Source organism: Streptomyces sp. NPDC053755, assembly GCF_040677675.1.
Lineage (GTDB): Bacteria > Actinomycetota > Actinomycetes > Streptomycetales > Streptomycetaceae > Streptomyces.
In genome coordinates, this window is record NZ_JBFASK010000055.1 from 1 (window position 1) to 22,792 (window position 22,792).

The 22,792-nt window shown below is 72.6% G+C and carries 20 protein-coding genes; 9 read left to right on the plus strand and 11 right to left on the minus strand.

The annotated features are described in order from the left end of the window. Positions 1-48 precede the first annotated feature (48 nt). The 9 genes from AB0K65_RS30670 to AB0K65_RS30710 all read right to left on the minus strand — a co-directional run bounded on the left by AB0K65_RS30670 (position 49) and on the right by AB0K65_RS30710 (position 10,148). Entirely contained in the window at positions 49-1,608 is a 1,560-nt protein-coding gene (locus AB0K65_RS30670) for an NAD(P)/FAD-dependent oxidoreductase (protein ID WP_365722273.1), read from the minus strand. After that, on the minus strand, positions 1,605-2,339 hold the full coding sequence (locus tag AB0K65_RS30675; RefSeq protein WP_365722275.1) for a class I SAM-dependent methyltransferase: 735 nt from the start codon (positions 2,337-2,339) through the stop codon (positions 1,605-1,607). Before AB0K65_RS30675 ends, AB0K65_RS30670 begins: the two co-directional genes overlap by 4 nt. Next, positions 2,336-3,556: a lycopene cyclase family protein gene (locus AB0K65_RS30680; protein WP_365722277.1), complete on the minus strand. Its 1,221-nt coding sequence runs from the start codon at positions 3,554-3,556 to the stop codon at positions 2,336-2,338. The genes AB0K65_RS30675 and AB0K65_RS30680 overlap by 4 nt, the downstream gene beginning before the upstream one ends. Continuing rightward, on the minus strand, positions 3,553-4,263 hold the full coding sequence (locus AB0K65_RS30685) for an SDR family NAD(P)-dependent oxidoreductase (RefSeq protein WP_365722279.1): 711 nt from the start codon (positions 4,261-4,263) through the stop codon (positions 3,553-3,555). Before AB0K65_RS30685 ends, AB0K65_RS30680 begins: the two co-directional genes overlap by 4 nt. Before the next feature lie 110 nt (positions 4,264-4,373). Then, on the minus strand, positions 4,374-5,657 hold the full coding sequence (locus AB0K65_RS30690; protein ID WP_365722280.1) for an NAD(P)/FAD-dependent oxidoreductase: 1,284 nt from the start codon (positions 5,655-5,657) through the stop codon (positions 4,374-4,376). A 205-nt stretch (positions 5,658-5,862) separates the two neighbouring features. Next, positions 5,863-7,965 carry an MMPL family transporter gene (locus AB0K65_RS30695; RefSeq protein WP_365722282.1) on the minus strand — a complete coding sequence of 701 codons (2,103 nt, stop codon included), beginning with the start codon at positions 7,963-7,965 and terminating at the stop codon, positions 5,863-5,865. A 203-nt stretch (positions 7,966-8,168) separates the two neighbouring features. Further along, entirely contained in the window at positions 8,169-8,651 is a 483-nt protein-coding gene (locus tag AB0K65_RS30700; RefSeq protein WP_365722284.1) for a MarR family winged helix-turn-helix transcriptional regulator, read from the minus strand. A 138-nt stretch (positions 8,652-8,789) separates the two neighbouring features. Further along, a complete protein-coding gene (locus tag AB0K65_RS30705; protein ID WP_365722286.1) occupies positions 8,790-9,371 on the minus strand; it encodes a fasciclin domain-containing protein in 582 nt (193 codons plus the stop codon). A 165-nt stretch (positions 9,372-9,536) separates the two neighbouring features. Then, entirely contained in the window at positions 9,537-10,148 is a 612-nt protein-coding gene (locus tag AB0K65_RS30710) for a sigma-70 family RNA polymerase sigma factor (RefSeq protein WP_365722288.1), read from the minus strand. Between the two features lie 186 nt (positions 10,149-10,334). Here AB0K65_RS30710 and AB0K65_RS30715 point away from each other — a divergent pair, with 186 nt between their 5' ends. The 7 genes from AB0K65_RS30715 to AB0K65_RS30745 all read left to right on the plus strand — a co-directional run bounded on the left by AB0K65_RS30715 (position 10,335) and on the right by AB0K65_RS30745 (position 17,350). Further along, on the plus strand, positions 10,335-11,600 hold the full coding sequence (locus AB0K65_RS30715) for a MerR family transcriptional regulator (RefSeq protein ID WP_365722290.1): 1,266 nt from the start codon (positions 10,335-10,337) through the stop codon (positions 11,598-11,600). 323 nt (positions 11,601-11,923) lie between these two features. Continuing rightward, positions 11,924-13,108: an ATP-binding protein gene (locus AB0K65_RS30720; RefSeq protein ID WP_365722292.1), complete on the plus strand. Its 1,185-nt coding sequence runs from the start codon at positions 11,924-11,926 to the stop codon at positions 13,106-13,108. Beyond that, positions 13,105-13,515 carry a roadblock/LC7 domain-containing protein gene (locus AB0K65_RS30725; protein WP_365722294.1) on the plus strand — a complete coding sequence of 137 codons (411 nt, stop codon included), beginning with the start codon at positions 13,105-13,107 and terminating at the stop codon, positions 13,513-13,515. The genes AB0K65_RS30720 and AB0K65_RS30725 overlap by 4 nt, the downstream gene beginning before the upstream one ends. After that, positions 13,512-13,889 carry a DUF742 domain-containing protein gene (locus AB0K65_RS30730; protein ID WP_365722296.1) on the plus strand — a complete coding sequence of 126 codons (378 nt, stop codon included), beginning with the start codon at positions 13,512-13,514 and terminating at the stop codon, positions 13,887-13,889. The genes AB0K65_RS30725 and AB0K65_RS30730 overlap by 4 nt, the downstream gene beginning before the upstream one ends. Next, the gene (locus AB0K65_RS30735; protein WP_365722298.1) at positions 13,864-14,457 is read left to right on the plus strand and encodes an ATP/GTP-binding protein; all 594 of its coding nucleotides are present in this window, start codon (positions 13,864-13,866) and stop codon (positions 14,455-14,457) included. The genes AB0K65_RS30730 and AB0K65_RS30735 overlap by 26 nt, the downstream gene beginning before the upstream one ends. Positions 14,458-14,465: 8 nt before the next feature. Continuing rightward, a complete protein-coding gene (locus AB0K65_RS30740) occupies positions 14,466-15,815 on the plus strand; it encodes a cytochrome P450 (RefSeq protein WP_365722300.1) in 1,350 nt (449 codons plus the stop codon). 356 nt (positions 15,816-16,171) lie between these two features. Then, entirely contained in the window at positions 16,172-17,350 is a 1,179-nt protein-coding gene (locus AB0K65_RS30745; RefSeq protein WP_365722302.1) for a tryptophan dimethylallyltransferase family protein, read from the plus strand. A gap of 117 nt (positions 17,351-17,467) precedes the next feature. Here AB0K65_RS30745 and AB0K65_RS30750 read toward each other — a convergent pair whose 3' ends face one another. Together AB0K65_RS30750 and AB0K65_RS30755 are read right to left on the minus strand one after the other, a co-directional pair. After that, positions 17,468-18,805 (minus strand): NAD(P)-binding domain-containing protein, encoded by a 1,338-nt coding sequence (locus tag AB0K65_RS30750; RefSeq protein ID WP_365722304.1) that lies wholly within the window; start codon positions 18,803-18,805, stop codon positions 17,468-17,470. 164 nt (positions 18,806-18,969) lie between these two features. Continuing rightward, a complete protein-coding gene (locus AB0K65_RS30755; protein ID WP_365722306.1) occupies positions 18,970-20,277 on the minus strand; it encodes an ROK family transcriptional regulator in 1,308 nt (435 codons plus the stop codon). 173 nt (positions 20,278-20,450) lie between these two features. On the opposite strand from AB0K65_RS30755, the gene AB0K65_RS30760 reads away from it, so the two are divergent. Together AB0K65_RS30760 and AB0K65_RS30765 are read left to right on the plus strand one after the other, a co-directional pair. Continuing rightward, a complete protein-coding gene (locus tag AB0K65_RS30760) occupies positions 20,451-21,755 on the plus strand; it encodes an extracellular solute-binding protein (protein ID WP_365722308.1) in 1,305 nt (434 codons plus the stop codon). Positions 21,756-21,767: 12 nt separating this feature from the next. Continuing rightward, on the plus strand, positions 21,768-22,760 hold the full coding sequence (locus AB0K65_RS30765; RefSeq protein WP_365722310.1) for a sugar ABC transporter permease: 993 nt from the start codon (positions 21,768-21,770) through the stop codon (positions 22,758-22,760). Positions 22,761-22,792 lie beyond the last annotated feature (32 nt).

Consider the following 22,792-nt stretch of genomic DNA (forward strand, 5'->3'; position numbering starts at 1 on the left):
CTCCGTCAGCCGGTACTCGTGCCGCACCGGCCCGCCGGCGGGGAGGGGTCAAGGGACCGTGCCCAGGGCGGCCAGCGCCCGCATCGCGCGGGAGCGGCCGCCGCGCGGCACCGTCCAGAGCACCTCTCCGCGGACCCCCCACCCGGCGAGCAGGGCGTTGGCGGCCAGGAAGCCGGAGGTCGCCGCCCGTTCCATCAGGGCCACGGGAAGGCCGGTGCGCACCATGTCACCCGCCACCATCAGACGCGGGTGCGGGGTGCGTACGGAGGGACGGCGGTCGTAGCCTCCGACGGGGAACATCGGGCAGTCGGACCGCCATTCGTGGACGGCGTCGACGATCCGGGCGTCGCGGGTCTCCGGGTACACCTCGTGGAGCTGGGCGACGAGCCGTTCCTGCACCTCCTTCTGCTCGGCGTCCCCGTCCGCCGCGTAGGCGTGGAGCTCGACGACGGAGCCGCCCGTCCGCCCCGCCCAGCGGGCGGCCTCGCCCTCCCAGCGGTCCAGGACGCTGATGTTGTCGAGGTCGCCGTAACCGCTGGTGCCGAGGAAGCCGGCCCGGTCCCCCCGGACGGGCCGGTCGAGCCACAGCCGCGAGACGAGGAAGGGCGGCGCCGTGCGCAGGGCGGCGATGTCCTCGCGCCACGCAGGGTCACCCAGCCCGGGGGAGGCGCCCACCACCGCGCGCAGCCCGGCCGGGTCCAGCGCCAGCACGACCGCCTGGTACCGCTCGGACGTGCCGTCGCCGTCCACGGCCAGCTCCCCGTCGTCGAGCGCCCGGACGCACCGGACCGGCGTGCCCGTGCGCAGCCGCACGCCGAGCCGCTCCAGGTGCCCGCCCAGGGGCTCCCACAATGCCTGCGGAAACGGTTCGCGCGGCACGTCGAAGAGCAGGCCCTCGGAGGAGCCGAGGAAGTAGATGTGGAACATCAGCAGGAGTTCGGCGGCGGACAGTTCCGCCGGATCGACGAAGAAGCTGCGCGAGAAGACCTCGAACGCCAGATGGTGCGCCGCCTCGGGGAAGCGGATGTCGCGCAACAGGTCGCGGGCGCTGACCCCGTCGAACCGTTCGTACACCTCGGGCACGCTGACGTCGAGCAGGGGCAGCGCCGCCCGCGGGTTCATCGAGGCCAGATCACGCCACCCGAACGTCGGACTGAGCGCGACGAACCCCAGCGCGCTCCACGGCGGGGTCCTCGGCACGCGCGCGAAGCTGTCGGTCAGACCGCCGCGGTGGCGCAGCGGGTAGTCCGGCACCGGAGTGAGCGCCCGCAGACCGGGGTCCGCGCGTCGCAGCAGGGCGCGGAGGTTGTAGTACTGCCGGAAGAAGGCGTGGAAGCCGCGGCTCATGGTCGCGCCCGATCCGTCCGCGAGGTGGACGGGCCAGCCGGTGAGCCGGCCGCCGAGCCCCGCCTCCCGCTCGTAGAGGGTCACGCGGACCCCGCGCTCGGCCAGCGCCGTCGCCGCGGCGAGGCCCGCGATGCCACCGCCGATCACGGCGGTGCCGGGCGCCTCGCCCGTGACCCGCTCCCGTCCCGGCGCCGGCAGGAGCACCTCGGCCCTCGGGTCGCGGCCCGGGCGGGGGAGCCGGGGACGGCGCGCGGCCCTCATCGGGCGTCCGCCGGGACCGGCCGAGGAGTGCCGCCGGCGACGAAGGTGTGGACGATCCCGGTCTGCCAGCCCGCCACCGGCAGGGCGCGCACGAAGGGGAAGCCGGCGCGCGCGACCCTGGCCGTGAACGCGTCGGCGGTGTCGAAGTCGAGGACACTGCGCCACAGATGGCGGTAGAGCTCGCCGTCGCCGCTCGCCGACCCCACCGGGACGATCACACCCCCGCAGATCGCGTTCCACAGCACGCGGTGGACCGGCGAACCGCTCAGGCTGTACTCGTGCACCACGAGCCGGCCCCCGGGGCGCAGGAGCGCGCGCACGGAGCGCAGGACGGCGTCCGGGTCGGTGACGTTACGGAACAGGTAGGCCGCGAAGACGGCGTCGTACGGCTCCCCGTCCCCGGCGGCGAGGAGCTCCTCGGCGGCCAGGTGCCGGAAGCGCACGTTCGCCGGCCAGGGTTTGGCGAGGGCATGCTCCAGCATCCCCGCGGACGCGTCGACGGCCTCGACGCGGGCCCGGGGAGCGGCCCGCAGCAGGGCGCGCGTCGACGTGCCCGTACCGCAGCCCAGGTCGAGGACGCGCAGGCCGGCGCCGAGGCGTGGCAGCCCGAGCCGGTGCGCCGAGCGCAGGAGGTCGGTGCGGTACCCCGGGTTCAGCGAGGTGAGGCGGTCGTAGGAGTGGGCGGCGTGATCGAAGGCGCGGGCGAGATCGCGGTCGCGCAGGAGCGTCATGGACGGCTCTCCTCGGGTCGGTGGGCAACGCGGCGGGGCAGGAACGGAAGCTCGGCGGCGGTACGGAGCATCGGGCCGACGGGGGTGCGCAGACCGATGCCGAACTCCTCCCACGGAGTGCTGCGCCCGTCGAGGAAGCGCAGGAGCCGTTCCATCGGGACGCGGCGGAACAGCTCGGTGAAGAAGGCGGGCCCGTCGATCCGCCCGGTGTCGAGCGCGCGCAGCATGACGGCGTCCATCGCGAGGGCCCTGCGGGGGTGGGGGCGGGGGACGTGCGCGGCGCCGTCGCGCAGCGCGGTGGCGATGGCCCGGCTCTGCCGCTGGACCGCGGCGAAGGTGTATCCGGTCGCCGGCCGGGTGGCCCCGCCCGCCGCCCCGATCCGGAAGGCGGCCGGGCCGACGCGTCGGGGGAACCGGCCGTCGGTCATGGGGATCACCCCCTGCTCGGCGGACTCCACTCTCAGCGGTCCCAGCCGGAGCACGTCCGCGGTGTACTGCCGTAGCGCGGCGTCGTATCCGGCCGTCGTCAGGAGGGCTCCGGAGAACTCGGTGTACTCGACCAGGGCGTGGTCCGGCCCGAGGGGCAGGACGTAGCCGAACGCGAGCCCGTGGCGGGGCTGGGGCACCCGGAAGTCCATGAGGTCGGCCACGTCGGGATCGAAGCGCGGGGACGCGGTCCGCACGAACCACCCCCGGAAGTGCTGGAGGAGGGTGGTGCGGGACGGCGGCAGACCGTGTCGCGGGGGGCGCGAGTCGAAGACGTACCGGCCGCGCACGGTCAGCGTGCGGCCGTCCTCGGTGCGGCAGCCGACCTCGACCCCTCCGCCGATGTGCCGCACACTGTGCGCCGTGGCGCGGAGCACGCGCGCGGCCGGGTGGTCCGCCAGCCGGGAGTGGACCAGCCGTTCGAATCCTCCCGATCGCAGCATGCGGTACCGCAGAGGGCGGGGCGCCGCTTCGACGGCGCCGCCGTCCGCGCCGAAGACCCGCAGCCGGGGCCAGGAGGCGACCGTCGCCTCGGCGAACTCCCCGGGGCCGTCGTCCCAGTAGCACCAGGTGCGCTCGGCCGGACGCAGCGGGCCGTCGGGGGCCTCCACCACCGTGACCGCCGTCGTCCCCGTGCGAGTGAGCCAGTGGGCCAGGCTGAGCCCGGCCGCGCCCCCGCCCAGGATGACGACCCGGTCCTCCCCGCCCTCGTCCGTCGTGCGGTGCCTCACCCGGCCCGCCGTTCGAGGACCGGTGTCCCATGGGCGTCCCAGCGCACCCGCTCCGTCTCCGTGCCGAGCGCGTCGGCCACGGACCGGACGACGAGTCCCAGATCACCACCGGCCGGCATGGGCGGAGGGCTGCCCATGACGGCCCTGGCGGCGAAGCCCGTCTCCAGGTGGCCGGGGCGGATGTCGAGGACCCGGACGCCGTCCCCGCGCACCTCACGGCGCACCGCGTCGAGCCAGGCGCTGAGCGCCGCCTTGGAGGCGCAGTAGTCGGCCATCGCCGGCTGCGGCCGCTCCACCACGACCCCGGTGACGGCGGCGATGACACCGCCCCGCCCGAGGAATCCGAGCGCGGAGCGGAAGATCGCCGCGGGCGCCAGCGCGTTCACCGTCGTCAGATGCTCCGCCACGGCGTCGCTCACCTCGCCCGCCCGGCCGAAGGCGACCGCGCCGAACGCGGTCAGCACGGCGTCGAGCCCTCCGAGTTCCCGGGCCGCCGTCTCCACAGCGCGGGCGCACGCGTCGAGGTCGTACGCCTCGAAGCGGGCCGTGGGGCGACCGCCGAGCCGCTCGGACACGCGCGAGAGACGGCCGGCGTCGCGCCCGGCCAGCGCCAGGCGCGCTCCCCGTGCCGCGAGTTCGGCCGCCACCGCGCCGCCGATGACGCCTGTCGCGCCCGCCACCAGCACACGCGCACCGTTGATGTCCACGCCTCACTCCCGTCCGGTGCGATCGACGCCTGATGTTCCGCCCCGCCCCCGGGAACGGATGCACGCCGGTACGCATCCGAGGGCGCGGGGACCCGGGCGGTCGGACACTCCTAGGGCGTACGGGCCGGCCGGCCGGCCGGCTCCCGGGACGCCAGTACCTCCCGCGCGGCCCGGCCGCCCGAGGCAAGCGCCCCCTGGACGGAACCGGTCGCCCGGTGATCGCCGCAGACGTACCGGCCGGCCGCGAAGCGGGTCGACCGGCTCAGCGGCCAGGGCGGTCGCATCGCGGGGAGCGCGCCCTCGACGGTGTAGGCGGCGACCGGATCCCAGCCGCTCGTGTCGGTGTCGTACAAAGCGGCCAGGCGTTCCCGTACGGCGGCCTCGCCGCCGGGCGGACCGGCGCCGAGCACCGAGGTCGACACGAGGGCGGTGCCGCGTGGGGCGTACGTGGGCGCGGCGTCGCTCAGGACGCAGGTGTTGAGCACCGCCAGGGTGCTGTCCACCACCAGGACGGGCTCGGAGAGCGGTGATGCGGCGGCCGCGTGGTAGTACGTCGTCACCGTACGGCTGTCCGGGACCGCGAGGCCCGGCAGCAGACGGGCGGCGGTGACGGCGTCCGTCGCCACCACGACCGTGGACGCCTGCCGCTCGCGTCCGTCCGCGAGCAGGACTCCGGAGTCGGTGACCTCGGTGACGGGCGACTCGAGCCGGAGCGTGCCGTCGGGGAGGTCCCGGGCGAGCCGGGCCGGCACCGCGCCGATGCCGTCGGCGGGCAGACAGAGGGTGCCGCGCGCCATGCTGCGCCAGACCAGGTGGAAGAAGCGGGCGGAGGTCTCCAGCTCCTCTTCGAGGAAGACTCCGGCCAGGAACGGCCTCAGCAGGTCGTCGATCACCCGCGGTGAGACTCCGGCGGAGCGCAGTGCGGCCTGTGTGGTGGTGTCGCCCCGCCGGCGGAGCGCACCGACGGGAAGCAGGACGTCTCCGAGCGTCAGGGCGGCCAGTGCGGCGAGGTCCCGTGCGGACAGCGTCCGGCCGGGCAACAGGGCGGCCGCCTCGGAGGGGCGCCGTGTGGGATCCGTGAGGCGCACCCGGCCGGTGGGCGTCAGCGCGACCAGGCCCGGGGTGAACGGCCGCAGGCGCAGGGACCTCAGATCGAGGCGCTTCTTCACCTGCGGGTAGGAGGTGTTGAAGACCTGGAAGCCGCGGTCGAACAGGAAGCCGTCCCTCCGGTCCGTCCGCATCCGGCCGCCGACGCCGTCGGAGGCTTCGAGCAGTTCGACGCGCTGCCCGGCCCGGCTGAGGTCGAGGGCGCAGGCGATCCCTGCGAGGCCGGCGCCGACGACGATCGTGTCGGTCCCCGTCCCCGGCCGCGTTCCGTGCTGGTGGGTGGTCATCCGTGCTCCTCGCCCCTCCGCCGTACTCGTCCCCGCCCGCGCCCCAGCCGACCACGATCGGCTCGCCGATGCCAGGCGCCTCCACGTGGCTACGCCGAACGTGGGACGGGAGGGCCGGACGTGAGCGGGCCGGCGGTGGAGCCCGCGTCCGGCCCCGGGGCGCCCACGCCGGTCGCGGGCGCCCCGCCGCCTCGTCCTCGCGGGGTCAGGCGCGAGGGGCAGGGGTCTCGTCCTCGCGGACGGTCTCCCGGCTGAGCTTTCCGGGCCACCACGCCTTCGGGCCGATGTCCACGACCAGAGCCGGCACGAGCAGCGAGCGGACGACCAGCGTGTCGAGCAGCACGCCGAAGGCCACGATGAAAGCGATCTGGACCATGAAGGCCAGAGGGACGACGCCGAGTGCCGCGAAGGTCGCGGCGAGCACCACGCCCGCCGAGGTGATGACCCCGCCGGTGGCGGTGAGTCCCCGCAGGACGCCTTGACGGGTCCCGTGGGCCAGCGACTCCTCGCGTACGCGGGACATCAGGAAGATGTTGTAGTCCACCCCGAGCGCCACGAGGAAGACGAACCCGTACAGCGGGACCGAGGCGTCCGTGCCCGAGAACCCGAAGACGCCCTGGAACACGAGCGCCGAGACGCCCAGCGTGGCGAGGAAGTTGAGGGCGACCGTCGCGATGAGCAGGACCGGCATGACCAGCGACCTGAGCAGCCCGATCAGGATGGCCAGGATGATCGCCAGGACCACGGGGACGATGAGCATCCGGTCGCGCTCGGAGGTCCGCTGGGTGTCGTACTGCTGCGCGGTGTAGCCGCCGACGAGCGCGTCGGCGCCGGGGACGGCGTGCACCGCCTCGCGCAGACGGGCGACCGTGTCCTTGGCCGCGTCGCTGTCGGCGGGAGCCGCGAGGGTGACGTCGACCCTGGCCCTGCCGTCCACCACCAGCGGTGCGCCGGCGCCCGGCCGCCCGGAGGCGGTCAGCGGCGCGGCGGACGCCACGCCGTCGGTCCGCTCGGCGGCCTGCCGCACCTGCGCGAGCCGGTCCGCGTCGGCGATCACGACGGCCGGGTTCCCCGAACCGCCCGGGAAGTGCTCGGCCAGGGTGGCCTGCGCGGCGACGGAGGGGGCGTCGTTCACGAAGATCTCGTCGAGCGGCACCCCCCTGGAGTCCAGGGTCGGCGCGAAGGCGGCGCAGGCGAGAAGACCGGTCAGGGTGACGGCCCAGACCTTGCGGGGGGCGCGGTCCACCAGCGCGGCCACCCGCCCCCAGATGCCGCTGCCGTCCGCCGCCTTCGGCTTGGCCGGCCAGTAGGCGCTCCGGCCCAGAAGGACGAGTACCGCGGGCAGGAAGGTGAGCGTGCTCAGCACGGCGCAGACGATGCCGATGGCGCCGACGGGTCCGAGCGCGCGGTTGTTGGTCAGGTCGCTGAACAGGAGCGCGAGCAGTCCCAGGGCGACGGTGGCGGCGCTGGCGGTGATCGGACCGAAGGACTGGCGCAGGGCGGCGCGCATGGCGGTGAAGCGGTCCGCGTGGCGCGTCAGCTCCTCGCGGAAGCGAGCGGTGAGCAGCAGCGCGTAGTCGGTGGCGGCGCCGATGACGAGGATGGAGAGGATGCCCTGCACCTGTCCGTCGACGCGTACGACGTCCCGGTCGGCGAGTGCGTACACGACGGCGCAGGCCAGGCCGAGGGCGAAGACGGCGCCGAGGATCACGACGAACGGCAGCAGCAGGCTGCGGTACACGAGCAGGAGGATCACCAGGACGGTCACGAGTGCCACGACCAGCAGCAGCCCGTCGATCCCGGCGAAGGCGTCGGAGAGGTCGGCCTGGCTCGCGGCCGGTCCGGCGAGTTGGGCCGTGGTGCCCGGCACCGTCTCCGCCGCCGCCCGGATCCGCTCCAGGACGTCCGGCAACTGCTCGCCGAGGTCGGGACGCAGCGGAACGACGCCCTGGAGCGCCTGGCCGTCGTCGGACGGCAGGGCGGGCGAAGCCTTTCCGGCCGTGCCCGGCTCGCCGTCGAGGGAGGAGAGCGCGGCGGTGGCGGCCTGCCGCTGCTCCGTCGTGATCCGGGCGCCGGAGGAGGCGGTCCAGACGACGACGGCGGGCAGCGTCTCCTGCCGGCGGAAGTCCTTGCCGGCCTCGATGACCTGGGTGGACTCGGCGTTCCTCGGGAGGAACGCCGCCTGGTCGTTGGTGGCCACCTCGCCGAGCTTTCCGGCGTACGGCCCGAGCGTGCCGCCGATGCCGAGCCAAGTGAGGAGGAGCAGGACGGGCACCGACCACCGGGCGACCGTAGCGAAGCTGAACATGGCACTCCAGGAGAGGGCGAGCAATGACTCAACGATTAACTATCTCAATGATTGAAATACTTTCTCACAGTGCTCCGCTCCGATGAGAGCGGGGCCCCGTGAGGGGTGGGCGCGGTCCGGGGTGGTTTCGTGAGGGCCGATCGGGCCCGGGTGGGACCGCCCTCACGCTTGCGTCCCGGAACGGATGCCCCGTGACGGCCGGATCAGTGCGACTCGCGCAGCTCTTCCAGCTCGCGGTTCAGCGCCGTGAGGAATCGCAGGGCCACGGACAGCTCCTCGTCGCTGAAGCCCTCCTGGGCCCGGGCGGTCGCCTCGGCCAGCGGCAGGAAGTGCGCGCGGGCCGCCGCCCTGGCGCCGGCGGCGTAGTGCAGATGGACGACGCGGCGATCCGCGCTCTCGCGGGCCCTGCGGACATGCCCCGCTCGCTCCAGACGGTCCAGACACGCGGTCACGGCCCCCGAGGTGAGACCGAGGTGCTCGCGCAACCGGCCCGGGGTCAGCGGGGTGTCGGAGTCCAGGATCGCCGCCAGAGCCTGGACGTCGGTGGCGTGGAGCCCCTGCGCCGCCGCGAAGGAGTGGGCCATGCGGTTCATCTCGCCGTTCAGATACCGCAGCCGCACCGCGAACGCCTGCAGCTCGCGGCCCGGACCGTCCGCGTCCGCCCCCGCCTTGTTCGTCCTCGCCATGGGGGCAGCCTATAGAGCGAGGGGGGAGGACCCCCGACGGCCCGGCCGCGTCCTGGCCGGACGCGACGGCTCCCCCGGCGGCGGCACGGCCGCGCCGGGGGAGCCGTCCTCGGGGCTCAGGGTGTCGGCGTCGCGATGTCAGGACTTCGGCATCAGGACCGTGTCGACGACGTGGACGGTCGCGTTCTCCGTCTCCACGTCACCGCAGACGATCGTCGCGGAGTTGTTCACCTTGTACACGTCACCGGACTGGGACGTCGTCAGCTGGTCGCCCTGCAGCGTGGTGAACGTGCCGTTCGGCAGCTTGTCCCGCGTCACCGTCTCGTCCACGACGTGGTAGGTGAGCAGATTGGTCAGCTGCTCCTTGTCGTTGAGGATCTTGTCGAGGTCGGCCTTCGGGATCTTCGCGAACGCGTCGTTCGTCGGCGCGAACACGGTGATGTCGTCGGCGTTGTTCAGCGTGTCGACCAGGCCCGCCTTCTTCACGGCGGTGACCAGCGTGGAGAGGGCCGGATTGTTGGACGCCGCGGTGGCGACCGGGTCGTCGGCCATTCCGGCGGCGCTTCCCTCACCGCTCGTCGGCAGCGAGGCGCAGGCGGGCCCGAACGGTTCCTGAACGGGGCCCGCCTGTGCCGCGGGCGCCAGCGCGAGGGCGAGGGGGAAGAGGAGCGCACCTGCTCCGCTGAGAGCGGCGACCCTGACGCGATGGGTGGTGGTCATGTGCTTCACCTTTCCGGGAACCGCAGGTGACGGGGTGATGCTCTGATGCCGCCTGCTTGTGGAGTGTTCTCCGTGTGCGGGTCTTTCGGATGACGATCGGGGTGGTGGATCGTCCGGTTCCGGTGAGGGGCCCGCCGGGTCGTGCCGCGGCCCGGCGCCGGCCGGTCACGCGGGCAGGGCGCCGCCCTCCTCGATGCGCCGGCGCAGCACGTGCATGCCGCGCCGGGCGTGGCTCTTCACGGTGCCGAGCGGCAGGCCCGTGCGCTGGGCGATCTGCACCTGGGTGAGGTCGCCGTAGAAGGCGAGGGCGAGGATCTCGCGCTGCGCCCGGGGGAGCCTGCGCAGTTCGTCAGCCAGGAATACCTGATCCAGTATAGTGTCCGGCCCCGCGCCGGACGGGAGATCGGACGGCGCGTTTCCCGCGGCGGCGGCCGCGATCTCGGTCCGCCGGGTCCGCGCGGCCAGGGCGTCCACGATCTTGCGCCGGGTGATGCCGACGAGCCAGGCGCCCAGGGATCCGCGATCCGGACGGAAGCCCGCCCTGCCCCGCCAGGCGGCGAGGAAGACCACCTGGGTGACGTCCTCCGCCTCCTTGGAGTCGCCGAGGGTCCGCGCGGCCATGGTGTGGACCAGTCCGCCCCACTCGCGATAGATCGCCGCGAACGCCTCCTCGTCACCGCGCAGCAGTCCGCCGGCCAGTTCCTCCGGCTCGGGGTGCTCCCAGGCCCGAGGGCTTGGGTCGGCGACGAGACGCCGTTCCACCTGCGTTGCGGTCATGATGCGCTCCCTTCCGTCTCGGTGGACCGGCGTTGTGGGCGAGTGGCCTGCACGGCCTGTCCGCGAGCCCCTGTCCGTGACCGTCTCCGGCTGCCTGTGGCGGTCGCGGGTGCTCGATGGCTCCAGTGTTGGAGCTGAGAAACGACGCAAGCAACATGCGTCGTTTGTGCGTCGTATGGTGACCGTGTGACGAATGGCAGGCGAAAAGACGACGGCAAGGGGGCCGGCCCGGGCACGGCCGGACTCACCACCGGTTCGGTCGCGCGTCGCTTCGGCGTCGCCCCGACCACCCTGCGCTCCTGGGACCAGAGGTACGGCATCGGTCCCGCCGCGCGTGTGGACGGCAAGCACCGGCGCTGGACGCCGGAGGACATCGCCCTGCTGGAGCGCATGTTCGCCCTCACCAACGCGGGCCTGCCGCCGGCCGAGGCCGCGCGGGTGGTCCGTACGGAATCCGGCTCGGCGTCCCCCTCCGGCTCCGCGGCGGCCGAGGCGCCCCCTTCGGAGCCGGCCGCCCCCTCCGCCGCCGCCCCCGCTCCCCAAGCCGCCCCCGCTCCCCAAGCCGTTTCCGGTCTCCCGTCCGGTTCCGGCCGCGCTCCTCACCCCGTTTCCGGCCCCCCTCCGGCTCCCGGTTCCGGCCGCGCCTCCGGTCCCGACCGCGACGACCCGGACGCCCCCGACGCGGCCGTCCCGTCTCCCGGGCGAGGACGAGGACGAGGACGGGGCTCGGCGGAGGCCCCGCCCCCGCCGCGTCCTCCTCGGCGAGCTCCCCGGACCGCGCCCAAGGCGCGCGCGGCCGGCGGGCTCGGGCTGGGCGACGCCCGGATCGAGTGCCGGGGCCTCGCCCGCGCCGCGCTGCGGCTCGACGCGCTCGCGGTCGACCGGCTCCTCGAGGCGGCCATCGCCGAGCACGGTCTGGTGACCGCCTGGACGGAGGTCATCGTCCCCACGCTGCGGGCCGTCGGCCGCAAGTGGGAGACCTCCGGCGAACGGTACGTGGAGGTGGAGCACCTCCTGTCGTGGCACATCTCCACCGCGTTGCACCGGCGGCGGGGCGCACCTCCCGACAGTGCCGCCGACGGCCTCGCGCTCCTCGCCTGCGTCCCCGGCGAGGCGCACGCCCTGCCGGTCGACGCGCTGGCCGCGGCCCTGTACGAACGCGGCCTGCCCCTGCGGATGTTCGGCGCGGCCCTGCCCGCGGAGGCGCTGATCGAGGCCGTCCGCAGGACGGGGCCCGACGTCGTGGTGCTCTGGGCCCAGTCCCGGACCACGGCGAGCCGGCCGCTCGCCCAGCACGTGGCCCAGATGACGTGGGGCGTGAGGGGCGCGCGCCGCCGGCCCGTCGTGCTCACCGTCGGCCCGGGCTGGACGGCGCCGCTCGTGCCCGGCACCCTGCGCCCCCTCGCGCTGGCGGAGGCCGTGGAGGCGGTGGCGGCGGCCCTCCGCGGCTGAGCCGGTATGGCCGGGCGCGCCGGGAGCGGCGCTCCCGGGGGAGCGGCCGGACCTCGGCTCCCGTACGACAGATGCGTACGCGTCTCCACCCCTGACCGCCGAGTGGTCGAGAGTGGTCAATATCCGTCAGAAATCCCCATATTGACGTTCAGTTAGGTGTTCGTTACCGGTGATACGATCACCGCGTTTACCGGAGTGGCGGACAGGTGTACGACGCCATCGGCCACGGGGGACGACAGGGGGCACTCCGGTACGGACGGCTGCCCGTCCGCCCGCATGGACGGAGTTCGGCAGCCGGCCGTCAGTCGCCTGAAGAGAGTCTTATGACGCATCACATACAGAACCCAGTGCTCTGGGCCCTCCTCGTCGCCGTCCTTGGTGCAGTCGTCGTCATCGTCCGCCAACGCCGTGCGGCGCGGACCCTGCTGCGCGACATCGAAGGACTCAGGGCCCACTACTCCGAGCTGGAGAGCAGCTACGCGAAGTCCGTGGAGGCGGAGAAGGAACGCGCCCAGGAGTCGACGAAGACGGTCCTCAAGTCCGCGATGCGGACGCTCCAGGGCCTCGCCGCCGAACAGCAGTTGGTCATCTCCGGCCTGCAGAACAAGTACGGCGAGTCCGTCATCCTGCAGGACCTGCTGGAGATCGACCACACCAACTCCCAGTTCGGCCGGCGCGCGCAGTCCATCGCCGTGCTGTGCGACGGCTGGCTGGGCCGGCAGCGTGAGGTCGCCTCCGTCTACGACGTGGTCCGCAGCGCGCAGGGGCGCGTCCGTCACTTCCGCCGCGTGGAGATCCTTTCGCAGGTGGACTTCGGCATCACCAGCCGGGCGGTCGAACCGGTCGCGCTGGCCCTCGCCGAGCTGCTCGACAACGCCACCAGTTACTCAAGTCCCGACACCGTCGTCGAGATCAACATCCGTACCGTCCCCAAGGGCGTCTGCATCGTCGTCGACGACGCCGGTGTCGGTATGAACGACGAGGAGCGGGCCAAGGCCGCGAAGCTCCTCTCCAGTGAGCGGGTCTCCGGTGTCTCGGGACTCGGCAGTCCGCCGCAGTTCGGATTCGCGGTGATCGGTGTGCTCTGCGAGCGCTACGGATTCGAGGTGTCGGTGGATTCGGACTCGCCGTACGGAGGCGTCCGCGCGGTTCTCCTCCTGCCCCACGAGCTGCTCACCGGCATGCCGGACAAGAAGGCCCCGGCCCCGGCCGTGCCCGCCGTCCCCGCCGGCTCCGTCGCGGAACCGGCCGGGCCCGAACCCGCGGTGGTCGCGTCGTCGACCGCCGACGGTCTGCCGAGGCGCCGCCGCAAGCGGCCGATGGCGATCGTGCCCGGCACGGCGCCGGCCACGCGCGCGTCCGCGTCGAACCGCTCCGGCGCGGAGACCGCGGCGATCCTGGGCGCCTTCCAGCGGGGCACGCAGTCCGGACGGGCCACGGGCCCGGACGCGGCGAACGAGACAGGCAGCACACACGATGCGAGCAGCGAAGGGCATGAGTTCTCGTGAATGACGATCTGTCATGGATGCTTGACAGCGCCTTGGAGATCCCCGGTGCGCTGCACGCGGTGCTGATCTCCGCGGACGGTCTGCTGATGGCCCGGACGAGGGACTTCGACAAGGACAACGCGGACACCGTCGCCGCCGCGATGAGCGGCGTCCAGTCGCTCAGCCGCTCTCTCGGGTTCTTCGTCGACGGAGGCCACGGCGGCCAGCTCCGGTGGCGCCAGACGCTGGTCGAGTTCGACGGCGGCTGGGTCTTCCTGATCTCCGCCGGGGAGGGCGCCTACCTCGGCGTCTCGGCCTCGCCGGACGTCGACATGCAGGACATCTCCTTCCGGATGCAGCAGCTCGTCGGCCAGCTGGGCAAGGTGCTGATGACCCCGCCGCGCGAGAATCTCGGCGTGCGCTCATGACCGGTTTCGGTGAACCGGAGTCCGAGGCCGCGGAATTAGTGCGGCCGTACGTCATCACCAAGGGACGCGGGCTGCCCGACGCGGAGCAGCTGACCCTGATCACCCTGGTGACCGCGGTCGACGACCACCAGCAGCGGCCGACCCGGCTCTCCCCCGAGGAGCAGGGACTGCTGGACCTGTGCACCGCCGGCTACCTCTCCGTCGCCGAGATAGCGGGGCACACCCGGCTGCCCATGGGTGTGGTGAAGATCCTCCTTTCCTCCCTCACCGAGGCCGGCTACCTCATCACCCGGCCTCCCGTACAGCGTGCCTCGCTGGCGGACAAACACATCCTCGAGGAGGTGCTGCATGGACTCCGCACCAAGTTTGGATGAGCGGGCGTACGTCCGCGCCGGGGCGACGCAGACCGCGGTGAAGATCCTCGTCGTGGGGCACTTCGCGGTCGGCAAGACCACGTTCATCGGTGCGATCTCGGAGATCCCTCCGCTGTCCACCGAGGAGACGATGACGCGCGCCGGCGAGTCGTTCGACGACCTCAAGGGCGTCCGGAGCAAGACCACCACCACGGTGGCGATGGACTTCGGCCGCCTCACCATCAGCGAGCGCGTCGTCCTCTACCTGTTCGGGACGCCCGGTCAGCAGCGCTTCGTGCAGATGTGGGAGGACATGGCGCGCGGCGCGCTCGGAGCGCTGGTCCTGGTCGACCCCGAGCGGCTGGCGGACTCCTTCGCCGTGATCGACCTGATCGAGCAGTACGGCCTCGACTACGCGATCGCCATCAACCGCTTCGACGGCACCCCGGACCGCGAGGTGCGGGCGCTGCGCGAAGCGCTGGACCTGCTCGACGACACCCCGGTCGTCACCTGCGACGCGCGGGACGAGAAGTCCTCCGCCGACGCACTGATCACTCTCGTCCGCTATCTGCTGGACCGCGCTCACTAGGAACCGTCATGGACGCACAACCCACCGCTCCCGTTCCCCCGCCCGGGTGCCCGGCTCACGCCGACGGCGGCCGGGTGCCGCTGTACGGGCCGGAGTTCGCGGCCGATCCGCAGGCGTACTACTCCTACCTGCGCCACTACGGCCCCACCGCGCCCGTGGAGCTCGCTCCCGGGGTGGAGGCCACCCTCGTCACCGACTACGCCACCGCGCTGCAACTCCTGCAGAACTCCAGCTCCTTCCGCAAGGACGCGCGCCGCTGGCGGGACCTCAACGAAGGACGGATCAGCCCGGACAACCCGGTCGTACCCGTCCTCGCGTACCGGCCCAACTGCATGTTCAGCGACGGCGCCGACCACCTGAGGCTCCGCCAGGCGGTGACGGACAGCATGGCCCGCGTGGACACGCGCAAGCTCAGCCACAGCACCGAGCAGGTCTCCGAGTACCTCATCAGCCAGTTCGGCGCCCGGGGCTCCGCCGACCTGCTCGGCGACTACGCCAAGCAGCTGCCGCTGTTCGTCTTCAACGAACTCTTCGGCTGCCCCGCCGACATCGGCGACCGTGTCGTGTTCGGCATCACCGGCATGTTCGACGGGGTCAACGCCGAGAAGGCGGTCGAGGTGCTGTACGGGGCCGTCGGCGAACTGGTCGCGCGCAAGCGCGCCAGGCCGGGAGACGACGTCACCTCGTGGCTGATGCAGCACCAGGCGAACCTGACCGACGAGGAGATGGTCCACCAGCTCGCCCTCCTCCTGGTCGCGGGCAACGAGCCGCTGCGCAACCTCATCGGCAACACCCTGCACCGGCTGCTGACCCACGACGGCTACGCCCACAAGGGCGGCCTGATCGACGAGGCCCTCGACGACACGTTGTGGGAGAACCCGCCGATGCAGAACCTGGCGCCGCACTACCCGGCGACGGACATGGAGTTCGCGGGGGAGAAGTTCCGGGCGGGCGACCTCGTGCTGGTCAGCTTCGCGGCCGCCAACAGCGGCCCGGCGCTGACGGCCGCGCGTCAGGCCGGCAGCAACCGCGCCCACCTGGCGTGGAGCGCGGGCCCGCACGCCTGCCCGTCCAAGGACCCCGCCCGCCAGATCACCGTGACGGCCGTCGAGAACCTGCTCAACCGGCTCCCCGACATCGAACTCGCCGTGCCGGAGGACAGCCTGACCTGGCGCCCCGGTCCCTTCAACCGCGGCCTCGCCACCCTCCCGGCCCGGTTCACCCCGGTCGAGACCGTGCGCAGGACCGTCCCGCAGGCGCAGCCCCAGCCGTCCGCCGCCCCCGGACCGGCGCAGGACGGCGCCCCGCGCGAACGCGCCGGAAAGTGGAGCCAGTTCCTCAAGTGGCTGACGAGGTGATCGACACGACACCTGGCGGCTTCCTTCGTACCGCATGAAACTTCAGCCTCAGGGGTAGTGCACGCGTTGTTCCGTCCCGCTCACGAGGCAAAGGAGGTGTCGTGGACGACATAGTCGCCGACGCCGCTTTCATGCAGGACCCGGCAGAGTCGGACCCCCTCGATACCCGCCCCGCCAGGCGGGTATCTTCTTGGGCGGTCCGGCCTCCGGCGGGAAGACCCGGGAGCGTCTCCCCACCGGGTGTCCCGGCGACGCCCGGCGGGCGGACGCTCGGCGGCCATACGGCGAGACAGACGCTGCGCCTGTGCGAGGCGGCGGGGCTGGACGGAGCCGACTCCGCGGCCTACGCGCGGACCGTGCTCGCGGCGCTCGGGCCCGTCGCCGACCGGCCGCTCGATCTCCCGGCCCCAGACGACTCCTTCCTCTCCGACGACCACACGCCGGTGGAGTTCTCGCTCTCCTTCACACCGGACGCGGACCCCACGCTCCGGGTGCTGCTGGAACCGGGCTGCGGAGCCGGGGACCTGGCCCGGAACGGGCGCACCGGACTGCGGGTCGTCCGCGAGATGGCGCGGCGATGGGGATTCGGCACCAAGCCGCTGGACGACGTGGAGGACCTGTTCTTCCCGGCGGCCCCCGAAGGCCCCTTGGCGCTCTGGTGCGCGCTGGAGCTGCTGCCCGGCGGTATTCCGAAGCTCAAGGTCTACCTGAACCCCGCCGCCTCGGGGCAGGAACGTTCCGCCTGGACCGTACGGGAGGCGCTGCGCCGGCTCGGCCACCGTCAGGCGTTCACCTCGCTGCCCGGGGGCGACCGCCACCTCTTCCTCGCCCTGGATCTCGGCGACTGGGACGAGCCCCGGGTGAAGGTCTATCTGGCGCACCAGGACCTGTCGGCGCGGGAGGCGGCCGAGCTGTCCCGCGTGGACGGCGCGCGCGAGCGGCGTGAGATATCGACGTTCTTCCGCATGGCCGCCGGTGACGGAACGGGCGCCCCCGGCCTCACTCCCCAGGCCGCCGCGACCGGCGCCCTCCCCACCGAAGCCGGCTCCGCCTCCGCCGACTTCGCGCTCGACGCCGGCCCCGCGGCCTTCGACCTCGGTGCCGGCCCCGCCGCCCTGGATGCCGCGGCCCTCGACCCCGACGCCGCCCGGGGCCCGCGGCCCGCCCGCCGTCCCGTCCAGTCCTGCCACGCCTTCACCGGCACCACGAGCGGCCGCCCGAGCGGCTTCACGCTCTACATCCCGGTCCGCGACTACGCCCCCCACGACGGCGTGGCCCTCGACCGGGCGGTGGCCGTGCTCCGCCGCTACGGCATGGACCCCGCCCCGCTGGTACGCGCCGTCTCCGCCGTGACCTCGCGGCGGCCCGAGGACGGCGTGGGGCTCATCGCCTACGTGGGCCTGGTCCATCAGCAGGGCCGTGCGCCCCGGGTGACCGTCTACCTCTCCTCGGAGGCGTACGAGGTCAGGCCGCCGGCACCCGCCACGACATCCCGGACCGCGGCGGCCCTCGGCGGCGCCCCGGCCCCCGGCTGATCCGGACGGGCTCCGGGACGGTCGCCCCCCGGCCACCGGACCGTGGTCGCGCGGGCCCGGCCGCCAGGAGGGGAAGGCCGCCGGCCGGCAGGCCTCCGCCAAGGACCCGAACACGCCTCAGGCGTCCTGCAGCTCCCGCAGATCCCGCAGGTACGGGCCGACGTCCACCTGGATGGACGCGCCCTCCGACGTGCCGTAGCGCTCCTCGATGCCCTTGAGGTACGTCCGTATCTCCTGGCGCATGACGTCGGCGGACGGCAGACCGATGTCCCCGCCGACGACCTGGGCCACCCAGCGGGCCTGTTCCTCCACAAGCCGGGTGATCGATCCCACGGGGCGGATCAGTCCGACGAAGAGCAGCCCGGGCCGGTCGGGGGCGACCACGCGGCGGTACAGCTCGACCGTCCCGCGCCGCGGGTCCGCGGGGCACCCGTCGGGGAGGAAGGGGAAGGACATGCGGAAGCCGGTGCAGTAGACGATCGCGTCCGCCTCGGCCGAGGTGCCGTCGGTGAAGCGCACCCGGTCGCCGTCCAGGGACCCGATCGCCGGCTTCGGCAGCACGGCGCCGTGCCGGATGCGGCTGAGGATCTCGTCCGAGATCGTGACGGCCGAGGAGAAGACGGCGTGGTCGGGCTCGGGCAGGCCGTAGTCGGACAGCCTGCCCCGCGCCACGAACAGCGCCTGCTCGACGAAGCGGCGCTGCTCGGGGAAGGACATGGTGTTCCACCACGGCGCGTCCGCGATCAGGTCCACGGACATGCCGAAGAGCTGCTTGGGCACGATGTGCAGCCCCCGCCGGACGGACAGGACGGTTTGCGCGGCGTGCCGGGAGAGGTCCGCGGCGATGTCCACCGCTGACGCGCCCAGGCCGACGACCACCACGCGCTGCCCGGCGAAGTCCTTCCCCGCCTGGTAGTCCATCGAGTGCAGAATCCTTCCTGCAAAGGACTCCGCGCCCGGGGGCAGCGAACGGGGCATCGAGGCCTCGGTGTTGTGGCCCGACGCGACGACCACGTGGCGGAAGCGCCGATCTGTCACCTCTCCGGCCACGTCCCTGCTGGTGACCGTCCAGGCACCGTCGTCGTCCTGTCGCACGGAGAGCACCTCGGTGCGCAGTTCGATCCGCGGCAGCAGGCCGGCCCACTCGGCGAAGGACCGCAGATAGGCGGCGACGTCGTTGTGCCGGGGGTAGAGGGGGAGGTCGTCGGGCATCGGGAACTCGGCGTAGCCCGTGAGCTGCTTGGCGCTGTTCAGGTGCAGCGACAGATAGGCCGGTCCGCGCTCGCCGGCCCCGGGCTGGCGCCAGATCCCCCCGACGTCCGGCGCCTTCTCCAGACAGACGAAGTCGACGCCCTTGTTCGCAAGCGCGCGCGCTGTCGCCAGTCCTGAAAGACCGGCACCGATGACACACACGGTCGCGGCGATGGAACCGCCGCCGGCACGTGACCCGCTCAAGAGTCCCCCTCCACAGCACACCGTCCGTCCCTGTGACGGGCGTTGACTTCCCAGTCGACTCCCGCCTCACACCCGCCTGGGGTGACACGACACCGTGGGACGGCCGCGACGGATGTCGCGGGTGTGCCCGCGTGGGGACCTTGAGGTCTCACGATACCGACCGGTCAGGGCGACACCCGGTCCTGGAGGGCCGTCTGCCAGGCGGGGGCCGGTGTGCTGGGCGCGCTCTCGGGGCGTCGGCCCCCGCGGGCGAAGAAGTCGGCGAGGGGGAGCAGGGCGGCGCCGACGGTGACGGCCTCGGGTCCGAGGGTGCCCAGGTGGATCCCGGTCCCGCTGGCCGGGTAGCGCAGCGCGTACTGCCTCGCGTAGGCCGTCACGGTCTCCAGGAAGCGGGCGCCGAGCTGGAGACCCGCCCAGCCGCCGACGAGGATCCGCTCCGGCTGGAAGAGGTTGATCAGGTCGGAGAAGCCCGCCCCTAGGTACTCCGCGGTCTCCTCGAGGACGGCGAGCGCGGTCGTGTCGGGCCCGGCTCCGGGGGCGGGAGGGTAGGCGGCGGCGAGCATCGCCGTCAGGGCGGTCTCCTCGTCGGCGCCGGCCGGGGGTTCGCCGCCCGCCTCGCGCCACCGCTCCAGCAGCGCCTCGGCTCCCGCGTACGCCTCCAGGCAGCCCTGTGCGCCGCAGCGGCAGCGGCGCCCCCGCACCCGTACGGTCAGGTGTCCCCATTCCACCGCGCGCCCGGACCCGAGCGGGTCCGAGACCACGCAGGCGCCGACGCCCGAGCCGAAGAGCACGACCACCGCGCTGCGCGCGCCCCGTCCTGCCCCGAACCACATCTCCGCCTGACCGAGGGTCTTGGCGCCGTTGTCGATCCGGTACGGCACTCCCGTCGGCAGGTCCACGGACGCCCGCAGGAGCCGCTCCAGGGGGACGGCGTGCCAGCCGATGGTCTGCCCGTGCACCACGGAGCCGTCCTCGGTGGTGCGGGCGACGATGCCGGGGACGCCCACGCCGACGCCGAGGAGGCGCTCGGGCGGGACGTCCGCGGCCCGCAGCACCTCCGCGATGCCTTCGCGCAGATGGCCGACGATGACGTCCACGTCGTAGCGCGCCGTGCGCGGTCCGGAGCTGGCCAGCGGCCGCTCGGTGCGGGCGAGTTCGGTGAGGGTGAGGTCGAAGAGCTCGATCCTGACCCGGGTCTCGCCGATGTCCACGCCGATCATGCAGCCGCTGGCGGGGGAGATCCGCAGCAGGGTGCGGGGCCGTCCGCCGGCCGAGTCGACGCTGCCGGCCTCCTCGACCAGTCCCTCCGCGACGAGCTCGGCGACCACGTTGCTGACCGACCCCGAACTCAGTCCGGTCGCGGGGCCGAGCATGAGGCGGCTCATCGGCCCGTCGAAGTACAGCCTGCGCAGCACCGCGGTGCGGTTCTCGCGTCGCAGGTCACGCACTGTGCGGCCACTTCTCGCGTGCACTTGTGTCCCCGTCTCTGAAGTCCTTCGGTGCAACATACCTGCATGACAGGCCTTGACGCGACCTTCTCATGGGGTTTAACTCACATCCTAAATTAAGCCGATGTGACGGAGAGCGGCCCGGGCGCCCTCACCGTGTCGGCCCTCCCGTCACCCCCGAAAGGGACCCAGGAGCCATGCGCAGAATCAGAGCCGCAGTCACGGGTGCCGTCACCCTGTCCCTCGTCCTCACCGCCACGGCCTGTGGCGGGGGAGGGGGAAGCGAGTCCCAGCCGAAGACCCTGACCTACTGGGCCTCCAACCAGGGCTCCAGCCTGGAGGTCGACAAGAAGGTGCTCCAGCCCGAACTCGACCAGTTCGAGCGGGAGACCGGGATCAAGGTCAAGCTCGAGGTCATCCCCTGGTCCGACCTGCTCAACCGGATCCTGACGGCGACCACCTCCGGCCAGGGACCCGACGTCCTCAACATCGGCAACACCTGGAGCGCCTCCCTCCAGTCCACCGGCGCCCTGCTCCCCTGGGACTCGAAGAACTTCCAGGCCATCGGCGGCAAGGACCGCTTCGTCGACTCCGCGCTCGGCTCCACCGGCGTGGCCGGCCAGGACCCGGCCGCCGTCCCGCTCTACTCCATGGCCTACGCGCTCTACTACAACAAGAAGATGTTCAAGGACGCCGGCATAGAGAAGCCGCCGGCCACCTGGGACGAGCTGATCGCCACCGGCAAGAAGATCAGCAAGGACGGCAAGTGGGGCGTGGGCGTCGAGGGCTCCAACCTGTCCAACAACATCCACCAGGTCTTCGTGCTCGGCAAGCAGCACGGAGCCGACTTCTTCACCCCTGACGGCAAGGCGGACTTCACCTCCGACGCGGCCGTCGCCGCCGTGAAGCAGTACGTCGACCTGATGGCCACCCAGAAGATCGTCGCTCCGGGCAACGCCGAGTACGCCCAGAACCAGTCGCTCAGCGACTTCGCCAAGGACCGGACCGGCATGGTCCTGTGGCAGACCCCGTCGCAGACGTTCGCCTCCCAGGGCATGTCCGAGGAGGAGTGGGGCGTCGCCCCCGCCCCCGTCCGGTCCGGCAAGCCGGGCCAGGGCGCTCAGACCAACTCCATGGTCGCCGGCATCAACATGGCCGTCTTCAAGAACACCAAGAACCTCGACGGCGCCCTGAAGTTCGTGAAGTTCATGACCAGCGACGAAGAGCAGACCATGCTCAACAAGGCCTACGGCTCCGTCCCGCCGGTCAAGAGCGCCCAGAACGCCCCCGAGTTCTCCGGCCCGTCGCTCGCCGTCATCCGCGAGACGCTCGCCACCAGCGCCGCCGCCCTTCCGCAGGTCCCCGAGGAGTCGCAGTTCGAGACCGTCGTCGGCACCGCGGTCAAGGAACTGTTCGCCGACGCCGCCGCCGGCCGGGCCGTCACCACCGAGTCCGTCCGCGCCAAGCTCGACAAGGCCCAGCAGCAGATGCCCAAGAAGTAGGCAGCCCCTCCCATGACCAGAACCACCGCCACTCTCGAGAGTGAGCCGGCGGTGCGCAAGGCAGCACCCGGAGAGGCACCCGCACCACGCCGCTCCGGGCGTCGCCGCACCGCACTGCCGTACCTCCTGCTCCTGCCCGCCCTCCTCCTCGAACTCCTCGTCCACCTCGTGCCGATGCTCATGGGCATCACCATGAGCTTCAAGGAGCTCACCCAGTTCTACATCCGGAACTGGTCGGAGGCCCCGTGGTCCGGACTCGACAACTTCGCCGTCTCGGTCGACTTCGACGCACCCCTCGGCCAGGCGTTGCTCAAGTCCTTCCTGACCACCTGCCTGTTCACCGTCCTGTCCGTGGCGCTGTGCTGGGCGCTCGGGACGGCCGCGGCGATCTTCCTCCAGGAGAACTTCCGCGGCCGGGGCTTCCTGCGGACCCTCTTCCTCGTCCCGTACGCCCTGCCCGTCTACGCGGCCGTCATCACCTGGGCGTTCATGTTCCAGCGCGACAACGGCCTCATCAACCACGTCCTGCACGACCAGCTCGGCATCGGGGACAGCCCCGCCTTCTGGCTCATCGGCGACAACAGCTTCTGGGCCCTGCTCATCGTCTCGGTGTGGAAGGGCTGGCCCTTCGCCTTCCTCACCGTCATGGCAGGACTCCAGAACATCCCACGGGACATGTACGAGGCCGCCGCCCTCGACGGCGCCGGCGTGTGGAAGCAGATCCGCCACATCACCCTGCCGTCCCTGCGGCCCGTCAACCAGGTCCTCGTCCTCGTGCTGTTCCTGTGGACGTTCAACGACTTCAACACGCCGTTCGTGCTCTTCGGCAAGGCGGCACCGGAAGCCGCGGACCTGATCTCCCTCCACATCTACCAGTCGTCCTTCCAGACGTGGAACTTCGGCACCGGCTCGGCCATGTCCGTGCTGCTCCTGCTCTTCCTCCTCGTCGTCACGGGCGTCTACCTCCTGGTCACCACCCGGGGAAGGAAGGCCACCGATGCCTGAGCACGCCCGCGGGCACGGGACTCCCCGGCCCC

Excerpts from the sequence above, each read along its gene's own strand:
- AB0K65_RS30670 (WP_365722273.1), bottom strand. The coding sequence starts at position 1,608 with ATGAGGGCCGCGCGCCGTCCCCGGCTCCCCCGCCCGGGCCGCGACCCG.
- AB0K65_RS30675 (WP_365722275.1), bottom strand. The coding sequence starts at position 2,339 with ATGACGCTCCTGCGCGACCGCGATCTCGCCCGCGCCTTCGATCACGCC.
- AB0K65_RS30690 (WP_365722280.1), bottom strand. The coding sequence starts at position 5,657 with ATGACCACCCACCAGCACGGAACGCGGCCGGGGACGGGGACCGACACG.
- AB0K65_RS30695 (WP_365722282.1), bottom strand. The coding sequence starts at position 7,965 with ATGTTCAGCTTCGCTACGGTCGCCCGGTGGTCGGTGCCCGTCCTGCTC.
- AB0K65_RS30700 (WP_365722284.1), bottom strand. The coding sequence starts at position 8,651 with ATGGCGAGGACGAACAAGGCGGGGGCGGACGCGGACGGTCCGGGCCGC.
- AB0K65_RS30705 (WP_365722286.1), bottom strand. The coding sequence starts at position 9,371 with ATGACCACCACCCATCGCGTCAGGGTCGCCGCTCTCAGCGGAGCAGGT.
- AB0K65_RS30710 (WP_365722288.1), bottom strand. The coding sequence starts at position 10,148 with ATGACCGCAACGCAGGTGGAACGGCGTCTCGTCGCCGACCCAAGCCCT.
- AB0K65_RS30720 (WP_365722292.1), top strand. The coding sequence starts at position 11,924 with ATGACGCATCACATACAGAACCCAGTGCTCTGGGCCCTCCTCGTCGCC.
- AB0K65_RS30730 (WP_365722296.1), top strand. The coding sequence starts at position 13,512 with ATGACCGGTTTCGGTGAACCGGAGTCCGAGGCCGCGGAATTAGTGCGG.
- AB0K65_RS30735 (WP_365722298.1), top strand. The coding sequence starts at position 13,864 with ATGGACTCCGCACCAAGTTTGGATGAGCGGGCGTACGTCCGCGCCGGG.
- AB0K65_RS30740 (WP_365722300.1), top strand. The coding sequence starts at position 14,466 with ATGGACGCACAACCCACCGCTCCCGTTCCCCCGCCCGGGTGCCCGGCT.
- AB0K65_RS30760 (WP_365722308.1), top strand. The coding sequence starts at position 20,451 with ATGCGCAGAATCAGAGCCGCAGTCACGGGTGCCGTCACCCTGTCCCTC.
- AB0K65_RS30765 (WP_365722310.1), top strand. The coding sequence starts at position 21,768 with ATGACCAGAACCACCGCCACTCTCGAGAGTGAGCCGGCGGTGCGCAAG.